The organism is Paenibacillus sp. FSL R7-0163 (assembly GCF_037969975.1).
Taxonomy (GTDB): domain Bacteria; phylum Bacillota; class Bacilli; order Paenibacillales; family Paenibacillaceae; genus Paenibacillus_AQ; species Paenibacillus_AQ odorifer.
Genome location: NZ_CP150224.1, coordinates 5,991,335 through 6,017,097, shown reverse-complemented (window position 1 = coordinate 6,017,097; position 25,763 = coordinate 5,991,335). Strand labels below are relative to the sequence as shown.

At 47.0% G+C, this 25,763-nt stretch carries 22 protein-coding genes; 21 read left to right on the top strand and 1 reads right to left on the bottom strand.

Translation table 11 applies throughout. The annotated features are described in order from the left end of the window. The first annotated feature begins 65 nt into the window (after positions 1-65). A complete protein-coding gene (locus tag NST45_RS26345) occupies positions 66-1,223 on the top strand; it encodes an acyltransferase (RefSeq protein WP_038568098.1) in 1,158 nt (385 codons plus the stop codon). Between the two features lie 72 nt (positions 1,224-1,295). Here the strand turns inward: NST45_RS26345 and gntK are convergent, their stop codons facing one another. After that, a complete protein-coding gene (gene gntK / locus NST45_RS26340; RefSeq protein WP_038573985.1) occupies positions 1,296-2,825 on the bottom strand; it encodes a gluconokinase in 1,530 nt (509 codons plus the stop codon). A gap of 280 nt (positions 2,826-3,105) precedes the next feature. Between gntK and NST45_RS26335 the strand changes: the two genes are divergently transcribed. The 20 genes from NST45_RS26335 to rapZ all read left to right on the top strand — a co-directional run bounded on the left by NST45_RS26335 (position 3,106) and on the right by rapZ (position 25,761). After that, positions 3,106-4,323 carry an ATP phosphoribosyltransferase regulatory subunit gene (locus tag NST45_RS26335; RefSeq protein ID WP_036687060.1) on the top strand — a complete coding sequence of 406 codons (1,218 nt, stop codon included), beginning with the start codon at positions 3,106-3,108 and terminating at the stop codon, positions 4,321-4,323. A gap of 69 nt (positions 4,324-4,392) precedes the next feature. Continuing rightward, positions 4,393-5,031 carry an ATP phosphoribosyltransferase gene (hisG, locus tag NST45_RS26330; protein WP_036687062.1) on the top strand — a complete coding sequence of 213 codons (639 nt, stop codon included), beginning with the start codon at positions 4,393-4,395 and terminating at the stop codon, positions 5,029-5,031. Between the two features lie 38 nt (positions 5,032-5,069). Next, positions 5,070-6,380 (top strand): histidinol dehydrogenase, encoded by a 1,311-nt coding sequence (gene hisD, locus NST45_RS26325; protein ID WP_339824222.1) that lies wholly within the window; start codon positions 5,070-5,072, stop codon positions 6,378-6,380. Next, positions 6,367-6,975, top strand: coding sequence for an imidazoleglycerol-phosphate dehydratase HisB (gene hisB / locus NST45_RS26320; protein WP_036687073.1), 609 nt, complete (start codon positions 6,367-6,369; stop codon positions 6,973-6,975). Before hisD ends, hisB begins: the two co-directional genes overlap by 14 nt. Position 6,976: 1 nt before the next feature. Beyond that, entirely contained in the window at positions 6,977-7,594 is a 618-nt protein-coding gene (gene hisH, locus NST45_RS26315) for an imidazole glycerol phosphate synthase subunit HisH (RefSeq protein WP_038568103.1), read from the top strand. Between the two features lie 147 nt (positions 7,595-7,741). Further along, positions 7,742-8,479, top strand: a complete 738-nt coding sequence (gene hisA, locus NST45_RS26310) for a 1-(5-phosphoribosyl)-5-[(5-phosphoribosylamino)methylideneamino]imidazole-4-carboxamide isomerase (RefSeq protein ID WP_038568106.1) — start codon at positions 7,742-7,744, stop codon at positions 8,477-8,479. 1,112 nt (positions 8,480-9,591) lie between these two features. Next, a complete protein-coding gene (gene hisF / locus NST45_RS26305; protein ID WP_076101059.1) occupies positions 9,592-10,350 on the top strand; it encodes an imidazole glycerol phosphate synthase subunit HisF in 759 nt (252 codons plus the stop codon). Beyond that, the gene (gene hisIE / locus NST45_RS26300; protein ID WP_339211086.1) at positions 10,347-11,060 is read left to right on the top strand and encodes a bifunctional phosphoribosyl-AMP cyclohydrolase/phosphoribosyl-ATP diphosphatase HisIE; all 714 of its coding nucleotides are present in this window, start codon (positions 10,347-10,349) and stop codon (positions 11,058-11,060) included. The genes hisF and hisIE overlap by 4 nt, the downstream gene beginning before the upstream one ends. Positions 11,061-11,073: 13 nt before the next feature. Beyond that, a complete protein-coding gene (hisJ, locus tag NST45_RS26295; RefSeq protein ID WP_076101063.1) occupies positions 11,074-11,901 on the top strand; it encodes a histidinol-phosphatase HisJ in 828 nt (275 codons plus the stop codon). Between the two features lie 26 nt (positions 11,902-11,927). Next, a complete protein-coding gene (locus NST45_RS26290; protein ID WP_036687083.1) occupies positions 11,928-12,878 on the top strand; it encodes a ribose-phosphate pyrophosphokinase in 951 nt (316 codons plus the stop codon). A gap of 233 nt (positions 12,879-13,111) precedes the next feature. Next, positions 13,112-14,851: a tetratricopeptide repeat protein gene (locus NST45_RS26285; protein WP_339824220.1), complete on the top strand. Its 1,740-nt coding sequence runs from the start codon at positions 13,112-13,114 to the stop codon at positions 14,849-14,851. A gap of 150 nt (positions 14,852-15,001) precedes the next feature. Continuing rightward, a complete protein-coding gene (trxB, locus tag NST45_RS26280) occupies positions 15,002-15,955 on the top strand; it encodes a thioredoxin-disulfide reductase (protein ID WP_036687084.1) in 954 nt (317 codons plus the stop codon). A 351-nt stretch (positions 15,956-16,306) separates the two neighbouring features. Then, on the top strand, positions 16,307-17,734 hold the full coding sequence (gene uxaC / locus NST45_RS26275; protein ID WP_339824218.1) for a glucuronate isomerase: 1,428 nt from the start codon (positions 16,307-16,309) through the stop codon (positions 17,732-17,734). Positions 17,735-17,791: 57 nt separating this feature from the next. After that, complete coding sequence (locus NST45_RS26270; RefSeq protein ID WP_038568114.1) at positions 17,792-18,796, top strand: LacI family DNA-binding transcriptional regulator; 1,005 nt, start codon at positions 17,792-17,794, stop codon at positions 18,794-18,796. A 157-nt stretch (positions 18,797-18,953) separates the two neighbouring features. Further along, entirely contained in the window at positions 18,954-20,423 is a 1,470-nt protein-coding gene (locus NST45_RS26265) for a tagaturonate reductase (protein ID WP_038568116.1), read from the top strand. A 33-nt stretch (positions 20,424-20,456) separates the two neighbouring features. After that, complete coding sequence (locus NST45_RS26260; protein ID WP_038573987.1) at positions 20,457-21,947, top strand: altronate dehydratase family protein; 1,491 nt, start codon at positions 20,457-20,459, stop codon at positions 21,945-21,947. 208 nt (positions 21,948-22,155) lie between these two features. Then, positions 22,156-22,380: a DUF1858 domain-containing protein gene (locus tag NST45_RS26255; RefSeq protein WP_036687092.1), complete on the top strand. Its 225-nt coding sequence runs from the start codon at positions 22,156-22,158 to the stop codon at positions 22,378-22,380. A 15-nt stretch (positions 22,381-22,395) separates the two neighbouring features. Continuing rightward, positions 22,396-23,655 (top strand): DUF438 domain-containing protein, encoded by a 1,260-nt coding sequence (locus NST45_RS26250; protein WP_339824214.1) that lies wholly within the window; start codon positions 22,396-22,398, stop codon positions 23,653-23,655. Positions 23,656-23,864: 209 nt separating this feature from the next. Further along, positions 23,865-24,815 carry an ROK family glucokinase gene (locus NST45_RS26245; protein ID WP_036687097.1) on the top strand — a complete coding sequence of 317 codons (951 nt, stop codon included), beginning with the start codon at positions 23,865-23,867 and terminating at the stop codon, positions 24,813-24,815. Positions 24,816-24,861: 46 nt separating this feature from the next. Then, positions 24,862-25,761 carry an RNase adapter RapZ gene (gene rapZ / locus NST45_RS26240; RefSeq protein ID WP_036687099.1) on the top strand — a complete coding sequence of 300 codons (900 nt, stop codon included), beginning with the start codon at positions 24,862-24,864 and terminating at the stop codon, positions 25,759-25,761. The last annotated feature ends 2 nt before the right edge of the window (positions 25,762-25,763 follow it).

The following is a 25,763-nucleotide window of genomic DNA, read 5'->3' as shown; positions in this document are numbered from 1 at the left end:
TAGCCTTCAATAATACTTGATTAACAGGCATCACTTCGATGCGGAGCTTAACAGGAGGAAAGATTATGAGACAAAAAGAAAGAATTCCGCAGCTGGATATTTTTCGGGCAATTGCTATTTTTGCAGTGCTGGCTATTCATGCTACTTCACGAACGTTGGCGGAGACACTAGGCACAAACATGTTTCATCCGTTCTTATTTATTAATAAATTCAGCCAGTTCGCCGTACCTTCATTCATATTTTTGAGTGGGTTCGTGCTCTTCTATAACTATATTGACCGTCCGCTGGGTGGCAAAACGCTAGGAAAGTTCTACTCTAGAAGGCTGCTTTATATTATTGTGCCTTATGTAGTGTTTTCGCTGCTGTATTTTGCGTTAAAAATGAATGCCGGAAATACTTGGGGCTTACCTCCGGGGGAGATGGCTTCTAAGCTATGGAAGTATTTATGGACAGGAACGGCATATACGCATCTGTATTATATTATTATCATTATTCAGTTTTACGTGTTATTTCCGCTTATTTTGTGGTGCTTGCAAAAGGTTCGTCATCTGGCGGCTTGGGCGCCGCTGATCGGGTTATTACTACAGTGGGGTTTTGTGCTGCTGAATAAATACATGACCAATCACGGGTATTGGCAGTTATCCAAGGGGAGTCTGGCGATTACTTATTTCTCGTATTTCCTGCTGGGTGCTGGGATTGCGGTGTATTATTCTTCTTTGAAAAAATGGCTAGTGCCTTCACGTGAAGGCTGGCGCGCCGGTAAAGGTCCGGTTTGGATTACGTTGTGGTTGTTATGGATTGTATCAGGGGTTGTTCATGTTGAGCTATGGTTTAACAACTACACGAAAAAAACTGTCATCAACAGCTTATGGTATGAGGGTTTCTCTAATCTACATGCGCTACTCTCTTGTGTGGTGCTGTTGCAAATCTCCTTCTTGCTCTATGGAGCGGGTCGAAGCTTGCTGACAAGACTCTTGGTATCCGTGGGAGCATGCTCCTTCGGGATTTATCTATTACACCCTATGTTGCTGTATTTCTATAGAAAATTACCGTTTCACGGGGGTTCTCTTGCGTACATCGCAGCGATTGCAGGAGGATGGCTTGTTGCGCTGCTGGTCTCATGGCTGGCAGTGGCTCTCGTCTTCCGGTATGTGCCTGCGTCTTGGATTATTTTCGGATCAGGCGCACCAAAGAAAGCTAAAACAGGTTCCCAAAGCGCATAGTTTACTGCTAGGTAATATAAAAGCGTCGGTCTCCCGTATGTGCGGGTTGACCGGCGCTTTTTATTTTTTGCTCTATTCTCCAGCTTGTTCCCGCTGAAACTCCGCAATAGCTTGATACTGGCTTTCCAGACTACGGTAGACGGAAATATAAATCGGCAGCAGCTGCTTGTACACTTTGGTATGTTCATCAATCGGATCATGCTGGTAAGTTGAGCCGATCATGTCGAATACAACATCGAAGGAGTCCACGCGGCCCGTTGCGTAAAGTCCAAGCACTACTGCTCCGAGGCAGGAGCTTTCGATACTCTCCGGAATGATGACCTCTTGATCAAAAATATCAGACATCATCTGCCGCCATACTGAGGAGCGGGCAAAGCCCCCTGTAGCCAGAATTTTGCTAGGACGCCCGATTTGCTCTTCCATAGCTAGCAGAACCATATACATATTGAAAATTACGCCTTCTAGTACCGAGCGAATCATATGCTCCTTATGGTGATTCATCGAAAGGCCGAAGAAGGAGCCACGAGCATCAGGATTCCACAGCGGTGCCCGTTCACCAGTTAAGTAAGGATGGAACAAAAGACCACCGCTACCTGCCGGAACTTGTTCCGCGATGCGCGTTAGAACCTCGTAAGGGTCAATGCCAAGACGTTTGGCGGTTTCGACTTCAGAAGCAGCGAACTCATCCCGTACCCAGCGGAACAACATACCGCCGTTATTAACGGGTCCTCCGATCACCCAATGTTTTGGGGTTAAGTTATAACAGAAGGTCCGTCCTTTAGGGTCGGTAAGCGGGTGATCGACTACGGTACGAATCGCTCCGCTTGTTCCAATCGTAGCGGCCACTACACCGGGCTTAATCGCGCCTACGCCAAGGTTGGACAAGACGCCATCACTGGCTCCTACGACAAAAGGTGTGGCCGGGAGCAGTAACAGCTCCTCTGCTAGACCGGGAAGCAGGCCTTGCATGATCTCTGTGGTGGGAACAAGCCGTGAGAGTTGATCTGGTGAAATATGGGCTATCTCCAGGGCCTCTTTATCCCACTCCAAAAGTTTAAGGTTGAGCATGCCTGTAGAAGAGGCAATGGAATGATCGATGATGTATTCGCCGAACAGCCGAGCGAATATGTATTCTTTTATAGAAATGAATTTATAGGCTTGTTGGAACAACTCAGGCTGCTCATCCCGAAGCCACATTAGCTTGGTAATCGGTGACATAGGATGAATAGGTGTTCCTGTGCGCAAATACAACTCATGTCCGTTAAACTCGTTCTTCAGGCGAAGTGCAGACCCGGCACTACGGTTGTCAGCCCAAGTGATGCAGGCAGTAAGTGGTTTACCTAGCTGATCAATTGCAATGACACTGTGCATGGCTGAACTGAAAGAGACGAATAGGATCTTATCTGGAGTTACGGCGCTTTGCCGCATGACATTAGAGATGGTATGAAAGACTGCACCTAGGATTTGCTCTGGGTCCTGCTCCGCTATAGAAGGGGAGGGTTGATGCAAGGGATAACCCATATTCGCTTGTGCAACTATGGCTCCATTCTCCTCGAAGAGAACTGCCTTTGTACTTGTAGTACCAATATCAACGCCAATCATATAGGATTTAGTCAAGCGTTAGCCCTTCTTTCTAGGTGAAAGTATATTTTTAGAACACCAATTACAAAATTATGAAGTACAATCGTATTAGCTCATTATAGTATTCGATAAGCGGGGAGGCAAAAATAAAGAAAATGCCAAACGCTCGACTAAGGGTTTGATTGACGAAAAAGCAGTGAACATGATACGATATTGAAAATACTTTAATTTGCTACCACTTTACCATAGTAAAGTAAACATAAACAGTATCTAATGATAACTGACGAGGTGAACAATGAAGATGTCCAAACCAAAGGGATTTGAGAAGCCGTCTGGCGTTCGGGACTATCTGCCCCGGGCCGTAACGAAATTGCGCAAAATTGAGAACGATGTACTGCATTGCATGAGTCGCTGGGGATATCAGCAAATGATGACTCCAACGTTGGAATATTACGATACAGTTGGCGTGGCTAGCTCTACGTCCGACCAGAAGCTCTATAAATTACTTAACAATCGTGGTCAGGCTTTGGTGCTTCGATCAGAAATGACTGCCCCGGTTGCCCGTGTTGTTGCCTCTCTATTGAAGGATGAGCCACTGCCATTGCGTCTGTCATATCACGCGAATGTATTCCGTGCTATTGAGGAAGAAGCGGGGCGGGAAGCGGAGTTCTTCCAGACAGGTGTAGAGCTGGTAGGTGATGATTCACCAGAGGCCGATGCGGAGGTAGTGGCGCTTGCTATTTCTTCGCTGCAAGCCGCGGGTGTGAAGTCTTTTAAGATCGCTATGGGGCATGTAGGCTTTCTGAATGGGTTATTTCAAGAGGCACTTCCTGAATTACCCGAGGCTCAAGAGGAGCTGAAAAGTCATTTGCTGGGCCGTGACTATGTTTCTTTCCGGGAGACTTTACGGCGGCTGGATCTTACAGAAGCGCAGAAGAACGAACTGGATGGGCTGCTGCGTCTGCGCGGAGGCAAGGAGATTTGTGGACAGGCGCTAGAGCTGAGCAATCATCCGCTCGCCCGTCATTCGATTGATCATTTGTGCAAGGTGTGGGAGGTGCTGGTCTCTTACGGCGTATCACAGCATGTACTGATTGATCTGACGATGATCGGGGACTTTTCCTATTATACAGGCATGACTTTTGAAGGTTATGCAGCGGAATTAGGATTTCCGGTATGCAGCGGTGGTAGATACGACAATCTGCTGCAACAGTTTGGGCGTCCGATCCCATCCACAGGATTTTCCTTAAAAACGAATCGCATCCTGGATGGTGTAACTGGAGTGGTCGAAGAGGAAGAGCTGCCTATTTTGATCCAATATGATGCGATTCGCAGAAAAGAAGGCTTGGAAGAGGCAACACGCCTGCGGTCAGAGGGTCATGCAGTCGTTACTAGACTTGCTGCAGGTCCAGAAGAGCTTGAAACGGTGAAGCGTTTGGATACGGACACGGTTGAAGCAGAGGGTGTACGGTACGGTGAAATCTATACATTCGTATCTTTTGTAAGTGAGCATGGCTGAGGATATCGCTAGTACAAAAAGCGATTAACATAAATTTTGCATGGAGATGGAAAAGGAGGCAACTTAACAATGGCACAGATATTGAAGGTGGCTATGCCAAAAGGCCGGATTTACGAAAAGGCTGCTGAGCTGTTCCGCCAGGCAGGTCTTCCGATTCCACCGGACGGTGAGGCATCACGCAAGCTTGTTATTCCGCTGCCTGAGGCAGGGATGGAGTTTATATTGGCGAAACCAGTAGATGTACCTACATATGTAGAATATGGCGTGGCGGATATTGGGATCGTGGGCAAGGATGTTTTGCTGGAGGAAGATCGTGATGTATACGAGCTGCTTGATCTTGGCATTGCCCGCTGCCGGATGTCTATCATCGGATTGCCGAACTGGCAGCCGGGGATTCAGCAGCGTGTAGCGACGAAATATCCGAATGTAGCTTCAAGGTATTTTAGGGAGCAGGGCCAACAGGTCGAGGTCGTGAAGCTGAATGGATCCATCGAGCTTGCACCACTGATTGGTCTGGCCGATCGTATCGTGGATATGGTAGAGACCGGGCAAACGCTGCGGGACAACGGATTAATCGAAATGAAGAGTATATTCGAAATTACAAGCCGCCTGGTGGCGAATCGTGTGAGCTATCGGATGAAAAATGAAGAGATACAGCAACTGTGTGACCGACTACAGGCAGTTATAGGGCAACCTAATTTGCGGTAGGCGGCAACAGATGTTAGGGGTAAAGGGAGGAACCAGCGATGAAGGTTGTGTCGAGCAAGGACTTTAAGCTAGAGCGGGAAGTGGAGTATGGTACGCCAGAGCAAAATCAGGCGGTAAAGGAAATTGTGGCCGCCATTAAAAAAGAAGGAGACACGGCGCTTCTTCGCTATACGGAGCAATTTGACCGGGTCGTACTTACGCCGAATCAGCTGCGGGTAACCCCGGAAGAGCTTCAGGCAGCATATGGCCGAGTAGAGCAATCTTTCGTATCCGCTATTCAAGCGGCTGCAGCCAATATCCGGGCGTTCCATGCCAGACAGAAACGGAATTCATGGATGGACTTGCAGCCGGATGGCACGATCTTGGGGCAGATTATTCGTCCGCTGAAGCGGGTAGGGGTATATGTACCTGGTGGCAAAGCAGCTTATCCCTCCTCGGTGCTGATGAACGTGATCCCAGCACAGATCGCGGGTGTGCCGGAGATCGTCATGGTGACTCCGCCATCCACCGGCGGCAAAGAAGGGATTGACCCTTATATCCTGGTTGCTGCCGCAGAAGCAGGTGTGAATGAAATCTACCGTGTGGGCGGAGCACAGGCGGTAGCTGCTTTGGCTTTTGGTACGGAGAGCATAGCGCCGGTAGATAAAATATGTGGGCCCGGCAACATATACGTTGCGCTGGCTAAACGCGAGGTATATGGCGCCGTGGATATCGACAGTATCGCGGGTCCCAGCGAAATTGTCGTGCTGGCAGATGAGACCGCTGAGCCGGCCTATGTCGCAGCGGATCTGCTCTCGCAGGCCGAGCATGACGAGATGGCCTCGGCGATTCTGGTCACGCCATCGCAGAGCCTGGCGGATAACGTGGCGGCCGAAGTGGAGCGTCAGCTGCAAGAACTGCCGCGTCAGGCGATCGCCCGTTCTTCCGTAGAGAATTACGGCGCGATCATTGTTGTGGAATCTATGGAGGAAGGGATCTCCGTAGTGAATAGACTGGCACCAGAACATCTGGAGATTGTTGTCGAAGATCCTATGGGCCTCGTAGGCAGCATTGAGAATGCTGGAGCCATCTTCCTGGGAGCGTATAGCTCTGAGCCCGTGGGTGATTATTTTGCCGGGCCAAATCATATTATCCCAACCAATGGGACCGCACGTTTCTCGTCACCAGTGGATGTGGATGATTTTATTAAAAAATCAAGTCTGATCTATTACAGTAAGGAAGCACTCTTGCGTGATGGGAAGACCATTATAGAGCTGGCACGCCGCGAAGGGTTAGAAGGCCACGCACGAGCCATTGAGATTCGACTCAAGAACGAAGGAAAAGGTGGAGACGGATATGGAGAACAATAACGAACAGGCCTTGCGCCAAGCTGGATTAAGCCGCAAAACAAACGAGACGGATATAAAGTTGTCTCTTAATGTAGATGGAAGTGGAGTTTCAGAGCTGGAGACGGATGTTCCTTTTCTGAATCATATGTTGGATCTGTTCACGAAGCACGGACAATTTGACCTGTCTGTACAGGCGCGTGGAGACATCGAGATTGATGACCACCACACGGTTGAAGACATTGGGATCTGCCTAGGGCAGGCGCTGCACGAAGCACTGGGTGATAAAAAAGGAATCAAACGTTATGCGAGTGTTTTTGTACCGATGGATGAGGCTTTGGCGCAGGTTGTGATCGATATCAGCAATCGCCCGCACTTTGAATATCGTGCAACCTATCCTTCACAGCAGGTAGGCAGCTTTTCGACGGAGCTTGTTCAGGAGTTCCTGTGGAAGTTCGCGCTCGAAGCACGGATTACGTTGCATGTTATCGTACACTACGGTTCTAACACTCATCACATGATTGAGGCTGTATTCAAAGCGCTTGGACGGGCGCTGGATGAGGCAACTTTGATTGATCCACGTGTGAAGGGTGTGCCTTCTACGAAGGGAGTGCTGTAGGATGACTGTTGCAATCGTCGATTATGGCATGGGCAACCTGCACAGTGTGAGCAAGGCGGTAGAACGTCTCGGTTATGAGTGTGTAGTGACGGGTGATGCCGAGCAAATTCTCGCTGCTGATAGTGTCATTCTGCCAGGTGTCGGTGCATTTGGCGATGCGATGGGGCATTTGCGGGAGAATGGTTTGGATCTTGTCGTCAAACAGGTAGCCGCTGGAGAGCAGCCGCTGCTTGGGATCTGTCTTGGCATGCAGCTGTTGTTTAGCACCGGTGAAGAGCATGGCAGCCATGAGGGGCTAGATATTCTCTCGGGTTCAGTGGTGCGGTTCGCTCCTAGAGATGGCTATAAGGTGCCGCATATGGGGTGGAACAAGCTCAGCTTTAGACAGCCGGAGAATCCGCTTTTTGTTGGCCTTGAGGAGGGGCATGTGTATTTTGTCCACTCTTATCACGCGCTTGTAGCAAAAGAGAGTGATCTGCTGGCTGTCACAGATTATGGTTACCCAGTCACGGCTATTGTCGGGCAAGATAATGTGTTCGGTATGCAGTTCCATCCGGAAAAAAGCGGAGAGCTGGGAATCAAGCTGTTGGGTAATTTTTTGAAATATAAGAAAGTATAAGTTTCACAATACACTTTATCCTTATATTTCTCGCTTAAACGCTTACGGTCCTTATAAGGACGACGAAGGCGTTTATACTTGAAGATTAAGAGAGAGCGGGCGTAAGCCACGCTATAAATATAATGTAACGAAAGTGGGGAGCGCCAAATGTCTTCTTTTATTGTATATCCGGCGATTGATATCCGGGATGGAAAATGCGTCAGGCTGCAGCAGGGGGATTACAATCAGGAAACGATATACAATGATAGTCCACTAAAGGTGGCAAAATCATGGGAAGAGCAAGGTGGAAAGTTCATTCATTTGGTGGACTTAGATGGTGCGAAAGCAGGTCATCCTGTGAACGATGCGATCATCGGGGCTATTGCTGCTAATGCTAACGTTCCTGTGCAGGTGGGCGGCGGTCTTCGCAATCTTGCGGACGTAGAGAAATTGCTCGGACTTGGCGTTAGCCGCGTCATTATCGGTACTGCTGCGATTAACGATCATGCTTTTACCGAAGAGGTATTGGCAAAATACGGCGATAAAGTAGCGATTGGCATTGATGCGCGCAACGGTTATGTTGCTACACACGGCTGGCTGAACACTTCCGAAGTTCGTGCTGAAGCTCTTGCCAAAGAATTGGCGGCAAAAGGAGCCGAGACGTTCATTTACACCGACATCTCCCGTGACGGGATGATGCAGGGGCCGAACGTGGACGGTATCCTGTCCATGGCGCAAGCCAGCGGTAAAACAGTGATCGCCTCCGGCGGAGTCACCAGTCTTGATGATCTGTTGCGTCTGAACGTGCACAACGGCAGCGGTGTGGGTGGAGCTATTGTTGGCAAGGCGTTATACACGGGCAATATTGATCTTTCTGAAGCTTTGCGAGCGCTTAGGCAGAAGTAGCGTTGGGCGAACGCGCTAATTGATGAGCGGATGAACAAAAAGACGACATGGGTTAGCCAAGGAATAGTGGATCAATGAAACAGACAGAACCAACAGTGGGTTAAAGAAATAGACTTAACAGTAACGTAGTGAACACATATCACCAAATCACAAAAACTGATCGATAAACGAGCGAATGAACAAAAAGACAATAGATGAGCAATCCAATGAGCAGTGGATAAAAGAAATAGACGTAACAGTAAATGAGTAACTAATAATAATTAAATGAACGCCCAGAGAAGCAAACTAGCAAAAGTTAAACGAACAAACTAGTAAACCAGCAAAAGGGCTAAACAACAAAGCAACAAAAGAGCTAAAACAAACCAGCTGGCCAATAAAGCAACAAACCCAACTAGCTAATGTGTTTCACTTTGTACAATCAAAACTGGTTAAAAATCTCCTTTTCGTGGATTCTACAGGAAACTATTGCACGAAATGCAACACACTGCTCAACTAGAGGGTATGAGTTCGATTCTATTGCACTGAGTGCAATAGAATGTTGAACTAAGCTGGTTATCGGCTAAAACCCGCTGCACAATCTGCTACAATAGGCGTAATTAGGCGGCGGGAAGGGTATTTTTCCTCGGATGATGATTTAAGTGTACTTTATACAGCTATTTTTCCTTTTCAGAGCTGATTAGCTAATTTAGTTGTATTTCGTGCAGCTATAACTCAGAGATGAGTTGATTTATAAGCTCATCCCCAGATTTAGTTGTACGAAATGCAGTTAAAAGAGTGGCTTGCAAAAAGGCTGATAAAATAACTGCACGTTGTGCAACTAAATACTCGTGGGCTTGCAGGTGGCGTGAGCCCTTCCGACCCTATAAGGGCCAAAACCGCGGAACTTGAAGGTGTTATGGGTCAAGGAAGCGGCCACGAAGGGGTTAGCGATCATAGCACATGTTCAGCCGTGTGGGCTATGGTTCAGCCGTGTGGGCTATGATCCGCCATGCCAACAATCAAGGTTTCCAAAGGGCAGCGGCCCTTGGGCTCCCCCTGGGCTAAGAGGGCTTTAGGGGGACCGACACACTTTAGGCGTTTGAAACGCTTTTTAAAGAAAGGGGGATTTCATAATGTTAGCAAAACGTATCATCCCTTGTCTTGACGTTAAGGATGGACGGGTAGTCAAAGGCGTTAACTTTGTGAATCTGCGTGATGCTGGAGATCCGGTAGAGCTAGCGGCACTGTATGACCGCGAGGGCGCAGACGAGCTTGTGTTTCTAGATATATCGGCTTCCGTAGAAGGTAGAGCAACGATGATCGAGGTTGTGCGGCAGACCGCCGGTGAGATTGCCATTCCTTTTACAGTGGGTGGAGGGATCTCTACAACTGATGATATGAAAAGGATTCTTCGTGCAGGCGCAGACAAAATCGGCATTAATACGGCAGCCATCACTAATCCTCAGTTAATTTTGGAGGGTGCTCGCCGATTTGGCTCCCAGTGTATTGTAGTAGCGATAGATGCTAAATATAATGAGGCTTTTGGTGAATGGGAAGTGTACACTCATGGCGGGCGTAAGCCCACCGGCATCCGTGCTCTGGCTTGGGCTAAAGAAGCTGAAAAGCTGGGCGCAGGCGAGATTTTGCTCACTAGTATGGATGCAGATGGCACAAAAGACGGCTTCGATCTGAAGCTAACCTCGGCAGTATGCGATTTGCTCAGTATTCCTGTGATTGCTTCTGGCGGCGCTGGGAAGAAGGAGCATTTTTACGATGTATTTACGGAAGGGAAAGCCGATGCGGGACTTGCGGCGACCATTTTTCACTATAAAGAGATTGCAATTAATGATTTAAAGGCAGATTTGAAGCAAAAAGGGGTAGAAATCCGATGAGCGAAACACAAAAGAATACAACAATAAGCCAAAAAGAAGCTCTGGCAGGCATTCGCTGGAATGAAGCCGGTCTGGTGCCTACGGTTGTTCAGGATGCTAGCAGTTTAGAGGTACTGATGGTTGCTTATATGAACTCCGAATCATTACAGCTTTCACTGGAGAGTGGTCAGACTTGGTTTTGGAGCCGCTCACGCAGCGAACTTTGGCATAAAGGCGGAACCTCAGGCAACACACAAGCTATTACCTCCATATCCTATGATTGTGATAGCGACACACTACTCGTGAAGGTTGTGCCTGAAGGACCAGCTTGCCATACTGGAGCTGCGTCATGCTTTTTCCGTGAGATTCCTTTGAATAACCCAATAACAGATGCTTCGAAACCAGTGTCTAGTTTGACAGATGGTGAGCGTTTTGCTGTTCTTGGTGAGCTGGAGCGTGTGATTGCTGAGCGGGAAGTGGAACGCCCGGAAGGCGCGTATACCACTTATTTGTTTGATAAAGGCGTGGATAAGATCCTCAAAAAGGTAGGCGAGGAAGCTTCCGAGACCATTATTGCCGCCAAAAATAAAGATAACGCCGAGCTGCGCCTTGAAGTCAGTGATCTGATCTATCATCTGTTGGTATTGCTGCAAGAACGTAAGCTTCCACTGGATGAGATTATGGAAGAGTTGAGTACCCGTCACGAACGCCCACGCCGGGATCAGTACTAAGGGGGACTGAGTGATGCATATTGATTACCACACGCATCATGAACGCTGTGGCCATGCCGTGGGTAAGCTTGAGGAGTATGTGCAGCGCGGGATAGAGCTTGGACTTCAGCAGCTGGGGTTGTCCGACCACTTGCCGCTCATCCACGTAGATCCCGCCAGCTATTATCCTGAAATGGCTATGCCAATGGCTGAGCTGCCTCGTTATGTGGAGGAATGTCTGACCCTAAAGGAGCGTTACCGTGGAGTCATAGACCTGCGGGTGGGGCTGGAAGCCGATTATATCGAAGGATACGAAGAGCAAATCCGCGAGATTTTGTCGCCGTATCCATGGGATTATCTTATAGGTTCTGTGCATTTTCTTGGGGAGTGGGATATTACGGATCACCGCCAGGTTCATGGTTGGGAAGGCAGAGATGCGCTAGAGGTGTATCGTCTTTATTACGATGCGGTAAAGAAGTCGGCGTTATCGGGATTATATGATATTATAGGACATATGGATGTTATTAAACGGTTCGGTTATGGTCCACAAACACCGGAGGGCAAGGCTGAGGTGAAGGCGCTGGAGCTAGAGACCTTAAAGGTTATAGCGGATAGTGGAATCGCCATGGAGCTGAATGCTTCCGGACTTACGAAGCCTTGCGCTGAGATGTTCCCGGCAGAGCATCTGCTACAGGAGGCCCTAAGGCTCGGCATACCGCTGACATTAGGCTCCGATGCACATGATCCTGCCAAGCTGGGGGACGGGCTGCAAGAGGCGCGTAGCATGCTTTGGCACACTGGTTTTCGTGAGCTGGCTGTATTTGAGGGACGCCGCCGTACCACTGTTCAGTTCAAACTATAATAATTTATAATCCGCAGGAGGGTATTATGCATCATCAACAATTACGTATTTTTTCCGGTTCGTCGAATCCAAAGTTAGCGGCTGATATTGCGGAGCGACTTGGTGTTGAATTGGGGCAGATAAAGCTGACCCGCTTCATGAGCGGCGAGATTTACGTGCATTACGAAGAAAGCATCCGGAACTGCGACGTATTTTTGGTGCAATCCCTTTCGCATCCCATTAATGAGATGTTCGTGGAGCTGCTGGTGATGATAGATGCTGCCAAACGGGCTTCAGCTCGTACAGTGAACATTATTGTGCCGTATTATGGATATGCTCGGCAGGAGCGGAAGTCCGCACCTCGTGAGCCGATTTCGGCTAAGATGGTGGCTGATGTGCTGACGACCGCTGGAGCAACCCGCGTGATCACTATCGATTTACACGCAGCGGCGATTCAAGGCTTTTTCAACATTCCGGTCGATCATCTGACTGCACTCGATTTGATCAGCAGCCATTTGAAAGCCAAGGCAATGTCTGATCTGGTCATTGTTTCCCCGGATGCAGGGCGTGCGTCTATGGCTGAGAAGCTGGCGAATAAGCTGGATTCACCTTTTGCCATTATGATCAAGAAGCGTCCAGCCCATAATGAATCGGTAATCACTCATGTGATTGGTGATGTCGAGGGACGGACACCAATCATTATTGAGGATCTGATCGATACTGGGACGACCATTGTGAATGTGGTGGAAGGTCTGAAGGAGAGAGGTGCGAAGGACAGTATTGTCTGCGCGACGCACGGATTATTCTCAGGGCCCGCGCTACAGCGGCTTGACCATCCTTCTATTCAGGAAGTGGTTACGACAGATTCTATTGCACTGCCTGATGACCATTCAAGTCGGTTTACGGTATTATCTGTTGCACCGATGCTTGCCCAGGCTACGCACATCATCCTTGAGGGTGGTTCAATCGATAAGCTATTTAGAGACGCGGGAATTTAATTCCCCGTCTTTTTTATTTTTTTGTCAAAAAAGATGTTGTAAGCAGAGTGGTAGAGTCTTTCTCAACTTGAGATTCTCGCTGTCACATGTGGTATACTGTGTGGAGATACCCGCGCCCAATAAGGGAACGGAATAGCGATTAAGGATGGAGCTCCGGCATACCCCATAGGGCGCCGCCCTCCTATTTTTCGTTAGTATAAGGAAGCTTCTTATAAGGGAGGTGCCTTGCTTCCATGATTGAGAGAACTTCAGAGTATGAACTGGGGAATGATAATGTGATTCCTGTAACTCTGAATGCCAATTTTTTCTTTGAAAGAGCCGTTCGGTCCTTGGATCGCTTTCAATATGATAAGGCATTAAAGAATTTTCGCAAAGCTGTAGAGTACGAGCCGGAGAATCCGGTCAATCATTGCAACGTGGCTGGCGTATTATCAGAAATGGGTAATTATGAAGCATCCAACGACATTTTAACCCATGTACTGGAGAATATTGATCCGGCAATGACGGAATGTTATTTCTATATGGCTAACAACTTCGCCAATATGGAAAGCTATGAGGAGGCAGAACGCTCACTCGTCACTTATCTCGAAGAAGATGTGAACGGTGAATTTCTGGCCGAATCGGAAGAATTGATGGAGCTGCTGCAATATGAGCTGGACCGTCCTGCTCCACTTATCCGGATTAGAAGCCGGGAAGGTGTAATAGAGCATGAGCTAGCCCGAGCACTGTTGGAGGAGGGCAAGTTTACACAAGCCGTCACTTTGCTTGAAGAGATTGTGAGCAATACGCCTGACTTCCTGGCGGCACATAACAACCTAGCCCTAGCGTATTTTTACATGGGTCGTTTTACCAAAGCTAAGGAATGTATTATGCGGGTGCTGGAGCAGGACTCCGGGAATCTGCATGCACTCTGTAACTTAGCGATCTTCCTTCAGTATGAAGGTGACCGCGGACAACTGGATGGATTGTTACGCCTTCTGGAGACCACTATTCCGTTTCATCAGGAGCATCTGTTCAAAATGGCCACCACCATGGGGATTCTGGGACGCCATAGAACCGCCTATGGCCATTTTAGACGTCTGTTGAAGGATGAAGAGGTCGGTGGCGACGCCAGTCTCTATCATTATTGTGCGGCTGCTGCCAGCAATAGTGGCCTGTATACAGAAGCCCAGCGCTGCTGGCAGAAGGCGGCTAAGCTCGATCCGGAATCGGCTGTGCCGAGATTTTTTCTAGCTCAGCTGCAGCAGGCGCAGGGGGAAGGCAAAACGCTGTCGCTGGTCAGCTACAACTATCAGCTTCCTTTTCAGGAGCAGCTGAAGCTGTGGAAGGACAACAAGGGCAGCTTTACCGAAGAGGTACGGAACAATCCGCTGCTTCGCTCTTCCTTCTTCTGGGCGCTCCGCTACGGGGATGCCAATACGAAGCTTCAGGTTACAGAAGCTCTGCGGTGGATTGAAGATGAAGAGATGTCCGAAATTCTGCAAGGACTTCTGAAGCAGCAGCCCTTGCAGGAAGAAAAGCTGCAAGAAGCGGCACTTCTTAGTCTGCAGCGGCTGATTGGAAGTGTTCCTGAAGAGAATGTGCTTCAGGAAGTCAAAGAAACCTCTTCCCCGCGTCTGAAGGGACTGCCGGAATGGAGAGAGGATTGGCAGAAAGTTATCGATCAGACCCTTAGTATGATGGATCGAAGATATGATGCAATCCACAAAAAAGATGCTGAATTACTTTGGAAGCAATTTCTGAGCAGCCTTTATCCGGATATTCCGTTTATCCGTCATGCGAATGGCTGGTGTGCTGCCTTAGAATATCTAATTGCTAAAACGCATAACCTGCCGGTCACCTACCGTGAAGTAGCTCAGCGTTACAATGTTTCTGTATCTATGGTCAGTCGTTATGCTCGGCGCATAGATGAGGAATGTAGTTTCGAGGGAAGTGTGAGCGACAGTCTTCCGCCATTTACCGAGAATATCTAAATCGATCATGTAGTATTTCGTAGAAACGGAGCCCTTTTTATATGTCTTGCGTAAACGTTAATGTCCTTCTAGGGACACCGAAGGCGTCTATGCTTGCCAAAAAAGGGCCCGTTTCTTCTAAATAAACCCTATTGTGAGGAGGCCACTGTTATGTACAAAACGATTGTAATCGGAACAGGCCCAGCCGGGCTTACTGCTGCAATTTATTTGGCACGTGCCAACCTAAACCCACTTGTGATTGAAGGTATGCAACCAGGTGGACAACTGACAACGACAACAGAAGTCGAGAACTTCCCAGGCTTTCCTGAAGGAATTCTAGGCCCGGATTTAATGGACAACATGCGCAAGCAGGCTGAACGTTTTGGAGCTGAATTTAAGAATGGCTGGGTGGATTCAGTTGATTTTTCACAGCGTCCATTTAAAGTGACTGTAGATGGATTGGGAGTATTAGAAGCGGAGTCAGTGATCATCTCAACCGGCGCATCTGCCAGATATTTAGGAATCCCCGGGGAGCAGGAGAATGTGGGCCGTGGGGTCAGCACTTGTGCTACTTGTGACGGATTCTTTTTCCGTGGCAAAAAGATTATTGTCGTCGGTGGTGGAGATTCAGCGATGGAGGAAGCCAGCTTTTTAACCCGATTCGCTTCCAATGTAACATTGGTTCACCGTCGTGATGAGCTTAGAGCTTCGAAGATTATGCAGGCTCGCGCACGGGATAACAGTAAGGTATCGTGGGCTCTTAACCGTACACCGCTTGAGGTTACAACCGACGAGTCTGGCGTTAAAGGGCTGACGGTTCGCAACAATGAGACGGGAATTGATGAACTCATCGAAGCGGACGGAGTGTTTGTCGCGATCGGGCACACGCCGAACACCGGATTTTTAGGGGGACAAATTACGACCGATACCAACGGCTACATTGTGGTCAACCCTGGAACGACAGAAACGAACATCCCGGGCGTATTCGCTTGTGGCGACGTGCAGGATACCCGTTATCGTCAGGCAATTTCTGCAGCGGGATCTGGCTGTATGGCAGCAATGGATGCCGAGAAGTACCTAGAGGGCACGATGGTGCATGACTGGAGCGAAACACTGGATAGTTAATTTTGCGAGAAATCGTAGTCCGATGACATATAAGCAGGTTATCCTTTTTCTAAAAGGTTGCCTGCTTTTTTTATAATGGTGGGGCCGTGTCCGGAAATTAAATATGTTGTTTATTTATTACCGCTCGGAAGTTAAAATAACTGTAACAATGTCTTTATAAAAAGACTTGCGCATTTTAAAAATACGTTTACAATGAAGATATAATGTTAACGTGAACAATTTATATTATATCCTATTATAAGCATTAATTTTAAGTTTAAAATATTTATTAAGAAATCGACCGATTGAATAAATGTTCACGTTAAACTATGTGTAACTCCCATTCGAACTTAAAGGAGAGCAGCAAACCTCATGAGTAAAAAATTCATGGATGAGAACTTCCTATTGTCGAGCGAGACCGCAATTAAGCTGTTTCATCATCATGCGAAAGACATGCCCATTATCGATTATCATTGCCACCTCAGTCCAAAAGAAATTTATGAGAACAAAACGTTCAACAATATCACCGAAGCTTGGCTGTATGGCGACCATTATAAATGGAGAGTGATGCGCGCTAACGGTATAGAAGAGAAATTCATTACTGGCGATGCCAGTGATTATGATAAATTTATGGCCTGGGCTAGAACGGTTCCGATGATTATCGGGAATCCGCTATACCATTGGACGCATCTGGAGCTGCAACGTTTCTTCGGTGTATATGAGTTGCTGAATGAAGCTAACGCACCAAAAATTTGGGATGAAGTGAATAGACAGCTACAAAGTGAAGGATTCGGAGCAAGAGATTTGATCATTAAATCGAAGGTGACTACGGTTTGTACTACCGATGATCCTGTAGATAATCTAGAATATCATGAGAAAATCAGTAATGTGAGTGGGTTCAATGCTAGCGTTGTGCCGGGATTCCGGCCAGATAAAGCGCTTGAAATCAACCGTCCTACCTTCCAGCCGTGGGTAGCCCAGCTAAGCGAAGTTTCGGGAATGGCTGTTGAGAATTACGGACAGTTTCTTGCAGCATTGGAGAGCAGAGTTAGATTCTTCCATGCCAGAAGCGGCCGTGTATCTGACCATGCTTTGGATGCGGTAATGTTTGAGCCTACTACCTTGGAGGAAGCTACAGCTATATTTGCTAAAGCACTTCATGAAGGCACTGTAAGTGAGAGTGAAGAAAAGAAATATAAAGGATTCACGCTAGTATTCCTCGGCAAATTGTATAACGAGCTGGGTTGGGCGATGCAATTCCATATTCATGCGCTTCGGAATAACAACAGCGTAATGTTCGGACGTCTCGGACCTGACACGGGTTATGATTCCATCAATGACGGCGTGATTGCTAAGCCTTTGGCGGGTCTGCTCGATGCGCTGGATCGTGAGAATGCATTGCCTAAGACCATTTTGTACTCACTGAACCCTAATGATAATCATGTTATTGCCAGTTTAATGGGCAGCTTCCAGGGCGGTGGTATTCCAGGCAAGATTCAATTCGGAACCGCATGGTGGTACAACGACAATAAAGACGGCATGCTGGAACAGATGAAGACACTTGCTAATCTAGGCGTACTTAGCCAATTTGTTGGGATGCTAACAGACTCCAGAAGCTTTTTATCGTATACCAGACATGAGTACTTTAGAAGAATCTTGTGTGATCTGGTAGGCTCTTGGGTAGAGGCTGGAGAAGCCCCGGATGATATGGAGTTACTGGGCAGTATGATTGAGAACATCTGTTACAATAACGCTGATCATTATTTTAATTTCTCGAAACAGGCATTGGTGACTAGGTAATCGTTATGATATCCTTACATGGAAGAGCCAAACCCGTTTGATAAGGAAGGTTGACCCATGGCACCTACAATCAAGGATATCGCCAAATTGGCGAATGTATCGCATACAACTGTATCGAGAGCACTTAACAATAGTCCACTAATTAAAGAGGTCACACGTAAAAAAATTGCCGAGATCGCTGCGCAAGTGGGCTACGTCCCTAATTACAATGCCAAAAGCCTTGTGATGCAGCGATCCTATACCATTGGTCTGTTCTTCACGAGTATTGCCAACGGCACAACTTCGGGTTTCTTCTCTGACACGATTCGTGGTGTAAATAGTGTCATAGATGTAGAGTACAATCTGTTCATCCGTGGGATCGACGATTATGCGGAATATTCCTCTATTCATCGCAAACGTTTTGATGGAATTATTCTAATGAGCCAGAGTGAAGCAGATAATAAATTCATTTACCATGTTGTCCAGCAAGGCATTCCAATCGTTGTGCTGAACCGGGAAATTGATGACCGCTCCATTATCAACATCATCTCGAACGACCGGGAAGGTGCTTATAATGCAGGCAAATACCTGATCGAAAACGGGCATCAAGACATTGCAATTATTGAAGGTGTCGAGGGCTTTAAATCCACACAGGAACGCAGAGATGGCTTTATAAAAGCTTTGATTGACCATAATATCCCTGTTCGTAATGACTACATGATAAGTGGTAATTATGATATGCAAAGTGGATATGAGGCGATGGGCAAGCTACTGGATCTCGAGAAACCACCAACTGCTGTATTTTGCTCCAATGATGATATGGCGATTGGGGCTATGAAAGGTGTGTTTGAGCGAGGGCTGCAGGTGCCAAATGATATCTCTGTTGTTGGTTTTGACGACATTGGGTTTTCACTTTTTGCCAATCCTTCACTCACCACGGTCAAACGTCCTATTGAGAAGATTAGTGAGCAAGGCGCTCGCCAGCTGTTAAGCTTGGTCAAGGAGCCCTCAGAAAAAGACGGGCGGATCTCGATCGAGACAGAGCTTATTGCCAGAGAATCAGTCAGGAAGTTGCAGAAGTAGAGGCTGCGTATAGCAGCCTAATCCTTTACTATCGTAAAGGGTTGCTATCTAAAATTTTCACGTGTGCATATATTTAATTAATTATCAATATAAATATGATTTTATATAGTTTGTTTAATTAGTTTATCGTGTGCATTTACTATTAGGAGGCGTTTATATGAAAAGATTAAATAGCGATAATTGGACAGCTTACAAGCAGTATCCTGAGAAGGTCCTACAATTTGGCGAAGGCAATTTCATGCGCGCTTTTGTAGATTGGCAGATTCATACCATGAATCAAAAAACGGATTTCAATGGTGGAGTGGTTGTTGTACAGCCGCTGGCTAACGGACTGGCGGAAATGCTAAATGATCAGAATGGGCTGTATACCCTTTATCTGCAAGGCATTAAAGACGGAGCGGCTGTAAAAGAGCACGAGGTAATTAATTGTATTACGCGGACGCTTAATCCCTATTCACAGCATGAGGAGTATATGAAGCTGGCTGAGAACCCTGAGCTGCGCTTTATCGTGTCTAATACTACTGAAGCGGGAATTGCTTTTGAAGCCGGCGACAAGTTAACCGATACGCCGCAGAGTAGTTTCCCGGGCAAGCTGACGGCCTTATTGTACAAACGTTATCAAATTTTTAATGGGGATGCTTCTAAAGGTTTTATCATCATTCCATGTGAGCTGATTGACCGGAATGGTGATGAGCTCAAAAAGGTTATTTTGAAATATGCTGAGCTGTGGAATCTTGGAGAAGGTTTTGTGAACTGGTTGAATGAAGCTAATACCTTCTGCTGCAGTCTGGTGGACCGCATTGTTCCCGGTTATCCAAGAGACAGCATTGCCGAGATTACAGAAGAGTTGGGTTATGAGGATAAGCTGGTCGTTGTCGGCGAGCAATTCCATCTTTGGGTAATTGAAGGACCACAGTGGATTAAAAAGGAGTTCCCGGCTGAACTAGCAGGTCTTAATGTGTTGGTGGTGGATGATATGGCCCCTTATCGGACTCGTAAAGTGAGGATTTTAAACGGAGCTCATACAGCTATGACACCAGTAGCGTATTTGTACGGTATTGATACGGTTGCTGAGGCCATTGAGCACGAAGAGGTTGGGGCGTACGTGAAGTCCTTAATCTACGATGAGATTATACCAACGCTGGATCTGCCGGCAGAGGAATTGAATTCTTTTGCAGACGCGGTATTAGAAAGATTCCTGAACCCTTATGTGCAGCATTACTTGATGAGCATTTCCCTCAATTCTATATCGAAGTTTAAGACAAGAGATCTGCCTTCTTTACTGCGATATGTAGAGGCCAAAGGACAATTGCCTGAAAAGCTTGTCTTCTCATTGAGCGCATTAATTGCCTTCTATAGAGGACGCAGAGGGGAAGAAGACATTCAACTGGCTGATGATGCGGATATTTTGGAATGGTTCGCCTCCTTATGGGGAGGGTGGGATGGCACAGACACCGGGCTGCGCGCACTGGCCGTCGAAGTACTTGCCGCAACCAATCGCTGGGGCTGTGATCTGAATGAAGTGGCTGGACTTACTGACAAGGTGACAGAAGGACTGATTGCGATTGAGAAAAATGGCATGAAGCAAGCGTTAAAAGCGTACGTGAAGAGACCGGCACACAACTAATACCCTGGAGGTGACAATGATATGATCAAGACGATGAAAGAAGTATTGCAGATTAATGAGGCTGATAATGTCGCTGTTGCACTTAAAGACTATAAAGCAGGCGACACCATTGTGATTGGTTCAAAAGAGATTAAAATTACTGAAGATATCGCTAGAGGCCATAAAATTGCACTATCCAGCATTAGCGAAGGTGAAAACGTATTGAAATATGGTTACCCCATTGGTCATGCTATAGCGTCTATCGCGCCGGGGCAGTGGGTGCATACCCATAACACTAAGACAAACCTAACAGGGGTAGAGGAATATACCTTTGAGCAGAAGCTGACGCCGAATCCTTTTACAGCGGAGAATTTGACCTTTAAGGGGTATCGCCGCTTTGATGGATCCGTAGGTATCCGCAATGAGCTGTGGATCGTCCCTACTGTTGGTTGTGTGAATGGAGTGGCGGAGCAGATCATCAATATTTTCAAAGCAGAGGTTGGGGATATCGCACCTTTCGATAACGTGCTCGTGCTTAAGCATAATTACGGTTGCTCCCAGCTGGGCGATGATCATGACAATACGCGAACGATTCTGGCTAACGCGGTTAAACACCCGAATGCGGGCGGCGTGCTTGTGCTCGGATTGGGCTGTGAGAATAACAATTTGCATATTTTTAAAGATATGCTTGGCAGCTATGATGAGGATCGTGTGCGTTTCCTTGTCTCCCAAGAGGTTGGGAATGAGATTGAAGAAGGCGTGAAGCTGCTGAAGGAAATCTACAATAATGTACAAGGCGATCAACGGGAAGAAGTATCACTCTCCGAGCTGAAGATCGGTCTGAAATGTGGAGGCTCCGACGGGTTATCCGGTATTACTGCGAATCCGCTCCTTGGACGTCTGTCTGATTATATGGCTGCTCAAGGCGGGACCACTGTACTGACTGAAGTGCCTGAAATGTTTGGTGCCGAAAAAATTCTAATGGAACGTGCTGCGGACGAAACTATTTTCCACAAAATTGTCGATCTCATTAATGACTTTAAGCAGTATTTTATGGACTATAAACAGCCGGTATATGAAAATCCTTCTCCAGGGAATAAAGCCGGAGGGATTACTACGCTTGAGGATAAATCATTGGGTTGTACTCAAAAATCCGGGAACGCTACAGTGATGGATGTACTCAAGTATGGAGAGCTTATCACTAACAAAGGCTTAAATCTCCTTAACGCACCTGGCAATGATCTAGTGGCTTCCTCTGCACTGGCTGCTGCTGGCTGCCAATTGGTGATCTTTACGACCGGGCGGGGAACACCATTTGGTACATTCGTGCCAACGATGAAGGTATCTACCAATACCCCATTGTATGAAGGCAAACGTCACTGGATCGATTTTAATGCAGGTGTATTGGTGGAAGATGGTTCTCCAGATGAGGTCCTGCGCAGCTTCATAAACTATATTATTTCGGTGGCCAGCGGTGAATGGGTTAATAATGAAAAGAATAATTTCCGTGAGATCTCCATATTCAAAACAGGAGTAACGCTATAATAAATAATTAATTAATGACAGATCAGGCTGTCTCTTATGCTTTTTAAGCGTAGGGGACAGTTTTTTGTAGGTTCAAAGCATACATAATTCGTCTTTAAAAGAACGATAATTGCATTCTTGGAAATTAGTGATTGCAATCACAATGGTCCTGTACGGCCTGTGCTAATCTTTTATTGAGAATAGTTCTCACATAAAGGAGAAGAGTCAAATGGAAAAAGTGCTGAGTTTGGATGAATCTATATTCGAGATGGTATCACGGCATCCGGAGGTCATCGAGATTATGGTAGAGCTGGGCTTTAAGGATATTGCCAAGCCTGGCATGCTGCAGACCGCTGGCCGTTTCATGACCTTATCCAAAGGAATTAAGCTGAAGAAAATGGATCTCGAGCACGTGAAGCTAACTTTTGAACGTCATGGTTTCGAGATTATTTAATAAAGGAGTGTTAATATGAGCGAACTAATTAACAACCGTGAAGTTGATGTGCCGGAACAGACTCGTCGCCAGGCTATGCTTAAGGAAATTATTAAAGAGCTGCATGCAGGCAAAAGTGTAGAAGAGGTTAAGGCGCGGTTCGCCGAAGCTGTGGGTGATGTTACCGTAGCGGAGATTTCCGCGATGGAGCATTCATTAATGACCGAAGAAGGAATTCCGGTATCCGAGGTCCAACGTCTTTGTTCGGTGCATACAGCCATCTTTAAAGGCTCTATTGAGCAGATTCACCGCTCGTCTAAGCCCGAGGAGCAGCCAGGCCATCCAGTACACACCTTCAAATTGGAGAATCGTGAGATCGAAAGACTTGTTAACTTCCGCATGGATCTGCACGCAACAAAGTTTCAAAAGAACGATAGTGAGGAATTGATCTTCAAGTTGTTGGAGGATCTTAGCTTGCTGCTGGATCTTGATAAGCACTATAGCCGAAAAGAAAATCTGCTGTTCCCATACCTCGAAAAATACGGCATTTATGGCCCAACCAAGGTAATGTGGGGAGTGGATGATAATATCCGCCGTATGATTAAAGAGGCAAAAGCAGCGCTCAGCACTTATAGCGGAAATGCAGCAGAAATAGGCGTTCAGCTTGAGGAGATCATCAAGGAAGTTAATGAAATGATCTTTAAGGAAGAAAATATTCTACTGCCCATGGCCCTGGACAAACTGACGGAAGATGAATGGGTCAAAATCGCCCGGGAGAGCGATGAGATCGGGTTCTGCCTAACCGCACCGGAGCAGGAGTGGATCCCTGAGCGGGCTGCAGATCCGGAAGGCGCAGTGCCGGAAGAAACAGAAGGAGCGACGCCGCAAGGCGGGTTCATCCGTTTTGAGACAGGGTTGTTGTCACTGCATCAGCTCGAGACCGTACTCAACCATCTGCCTGTAGATCTAACCTTCATTGACGAGAATGATGTCGTTCGATATTTTTCACACGGGAAGGAACGTATCTTTGCTCGAACTAAAGCGGTTATCGGCCGTACAGTACAGAACTGTCATCCCCCGCAAAGTGTTCATGTGGTAGAGAAGCTTTTGGAAGACTTTAAGGCAGGTCGTAAGGATGCTGAAGACTTCTGGATCAACATCAAGGATAAGTTTATCTACATCCGTTACTTCGCTGTACGAGACGAGTCAGGCCAATATATGGGCACGCTAGAGTTCACACAGAATATCGCTCCTATCCGAGCACTAGAGGGACAAAAGCGCATTTTATCAGAATAAATCGGTACGTTGGGTTATTTTCCAGATAATAATATAGGTACAAGACTCTCTTACTTAGGCGTAAGGGGGTCTTTTTAGAATATAATAGAGTATACTCTTAAAATAAGGAATTCCCGGGTGTGTTGTCTTTCCTTGACCACAGAGAGGGCTTCTATTATAGTTGGTACTTAGGATTAACTATTTTAGTATAAAAAAAGGTGGCTTGTTACATGTCTGAGAATATCTACGTTGGCGTGGATTTGGGTGGAACTGCAATTAAGGTTGGAATCTGTAATGCTGAAGGTACCCTGCTACATACTTATGAGGGACCTACAGGAACTGCAGAGGGTGTCGATACTGTTATCGATAATATCGAGAAGTATGTACGCCAAATTGTGGAGGATTCCCCGTACTCTTGGGATCAGCTTGCAGGTGTAGGAGCGGGTGTAGCCGGGTTCACAAATATTCGTGAAGGAATCATCATCCTTGCGCCTAACATAGGATTTAGAGATGTGCCGATCCGTTCCATTTTGGAAGATCGTTGGAACAAGCCTGTCAAAATAGACAATGATGCGAATGTGGCTGCACTGGGGGAAGCTTGGAGTGGTGCGGGACGTGGCGTTGATAACTGTGTCTGCTATACGCTTGGAACAGGTGTCGGTGGCGGAATCATTATTAATGGAAAGATTTATCAAGGTTTTGCGGGATTAGCTGGTGAGCTTGGACATATCACAGTAGTGCCGGATCTGGAAGCTATTCAATGCGGCTGTGGCAACATGGGCTGTCTGGAAACCGTTTCCTCCGCTACAGGTATTATCCGCATGGCTAATGATGCAGTAGCTCGTGGCGATCGTACTTCCCTCTCTATGGTAGAGAAGATTGCTGCGAAAGAAGTCTTTGATGCGGCTAAGGCTGGCGATGAAGTAGCTATCCGTATAGTGAATCGTGCAGCGTACTATCTGGGTAAATCCATGGCTTCTGTTGCGGCTGTGCTTAACCCTGAAGTATTTATCGTTGGCGGCGGTGTGTCTAAGGCTGGAGATATTCTATTTGATGAGGTTCGTCGTGTGTTTGCGAAATTGACACCGGCTCCGCTTCAAACTGGTGTATCGATTATTCCAGCTGAGCTTGGCAATGACGCAGGTATTGTTGGGGCTGCCGGCCTTTTGCTGCGTTCTTAAAAGACGGGAAGTATTCATATACTAAATCTAGGGAGGGGACGCTTTTATGACCGAATTGGACAATACCCCAACGGCTGGAGCCACCCTGATTATTATTACGGGAATGTCAGGTGCGGGGAAGACAATTGCTGTACAGAGTCTGGAAGACCTAGGGTTCTTCTGTGTCGATAATTTACCACCGGTGCTGATTCCCAAGTTCGCAGAGCTAATTGAACAGTCGAAGGGTAAGATTGCCAAGGTAGCCCTTGTAATTGACCTGCGTGGTCGAGAATTCTTCACTGCTTTGTCTGAGTCTCTTGCCTATATCAAGGATGAGTCAACCATTGGCTGTGAGATCTTGTTTTTGGATGCTACAGATTCAGTACTTGTTCAGCGTTACAAGGAAAGTCGACGTCATCATCCATTAGCACCTAAGGGGCTGCCGCTTGATGGTATCAAGCTAGAACGTAAGATGCTTGAAGAATTGAAAAATTCAGCTACGTTATGTTTAGATACCAGCAGTATGAAGCCTGTGCAGCTTAAGGAGAAGATCATTTCACGGTTTTCGCATCTAGGAAAAAGTACGCTTTCCGTCAATATTACATCCTTCGGATTTAAGTACGGTATCCCTATTGATGCAGATCTTGTCTTCGATGTCCGCTTCTTGCCTAACCCACATTATGTGGACCATCTGCGGCCTAAAACCGGCCAGGATAGTGAAGTCTACGATTATGTAATGAAGTGGCCTGAAACACAGGTGTTCCTGACCAAACTGCTCGATATGCTTCATTTTCTAATTCCGCAATATCGTAAGGAAGGTAAGTCCCAGATTATCATTGGCATTGGCTGTACGGGAGGTAAACACCGTTCCGTAGCCATATCCGAGTATTTGGGTAAAATGCTGGGCGTTAGCGAGACGGAATCCGTAACCGTTAGTCATAGGGATTCCGAGCGTGATCGGCACTAGAG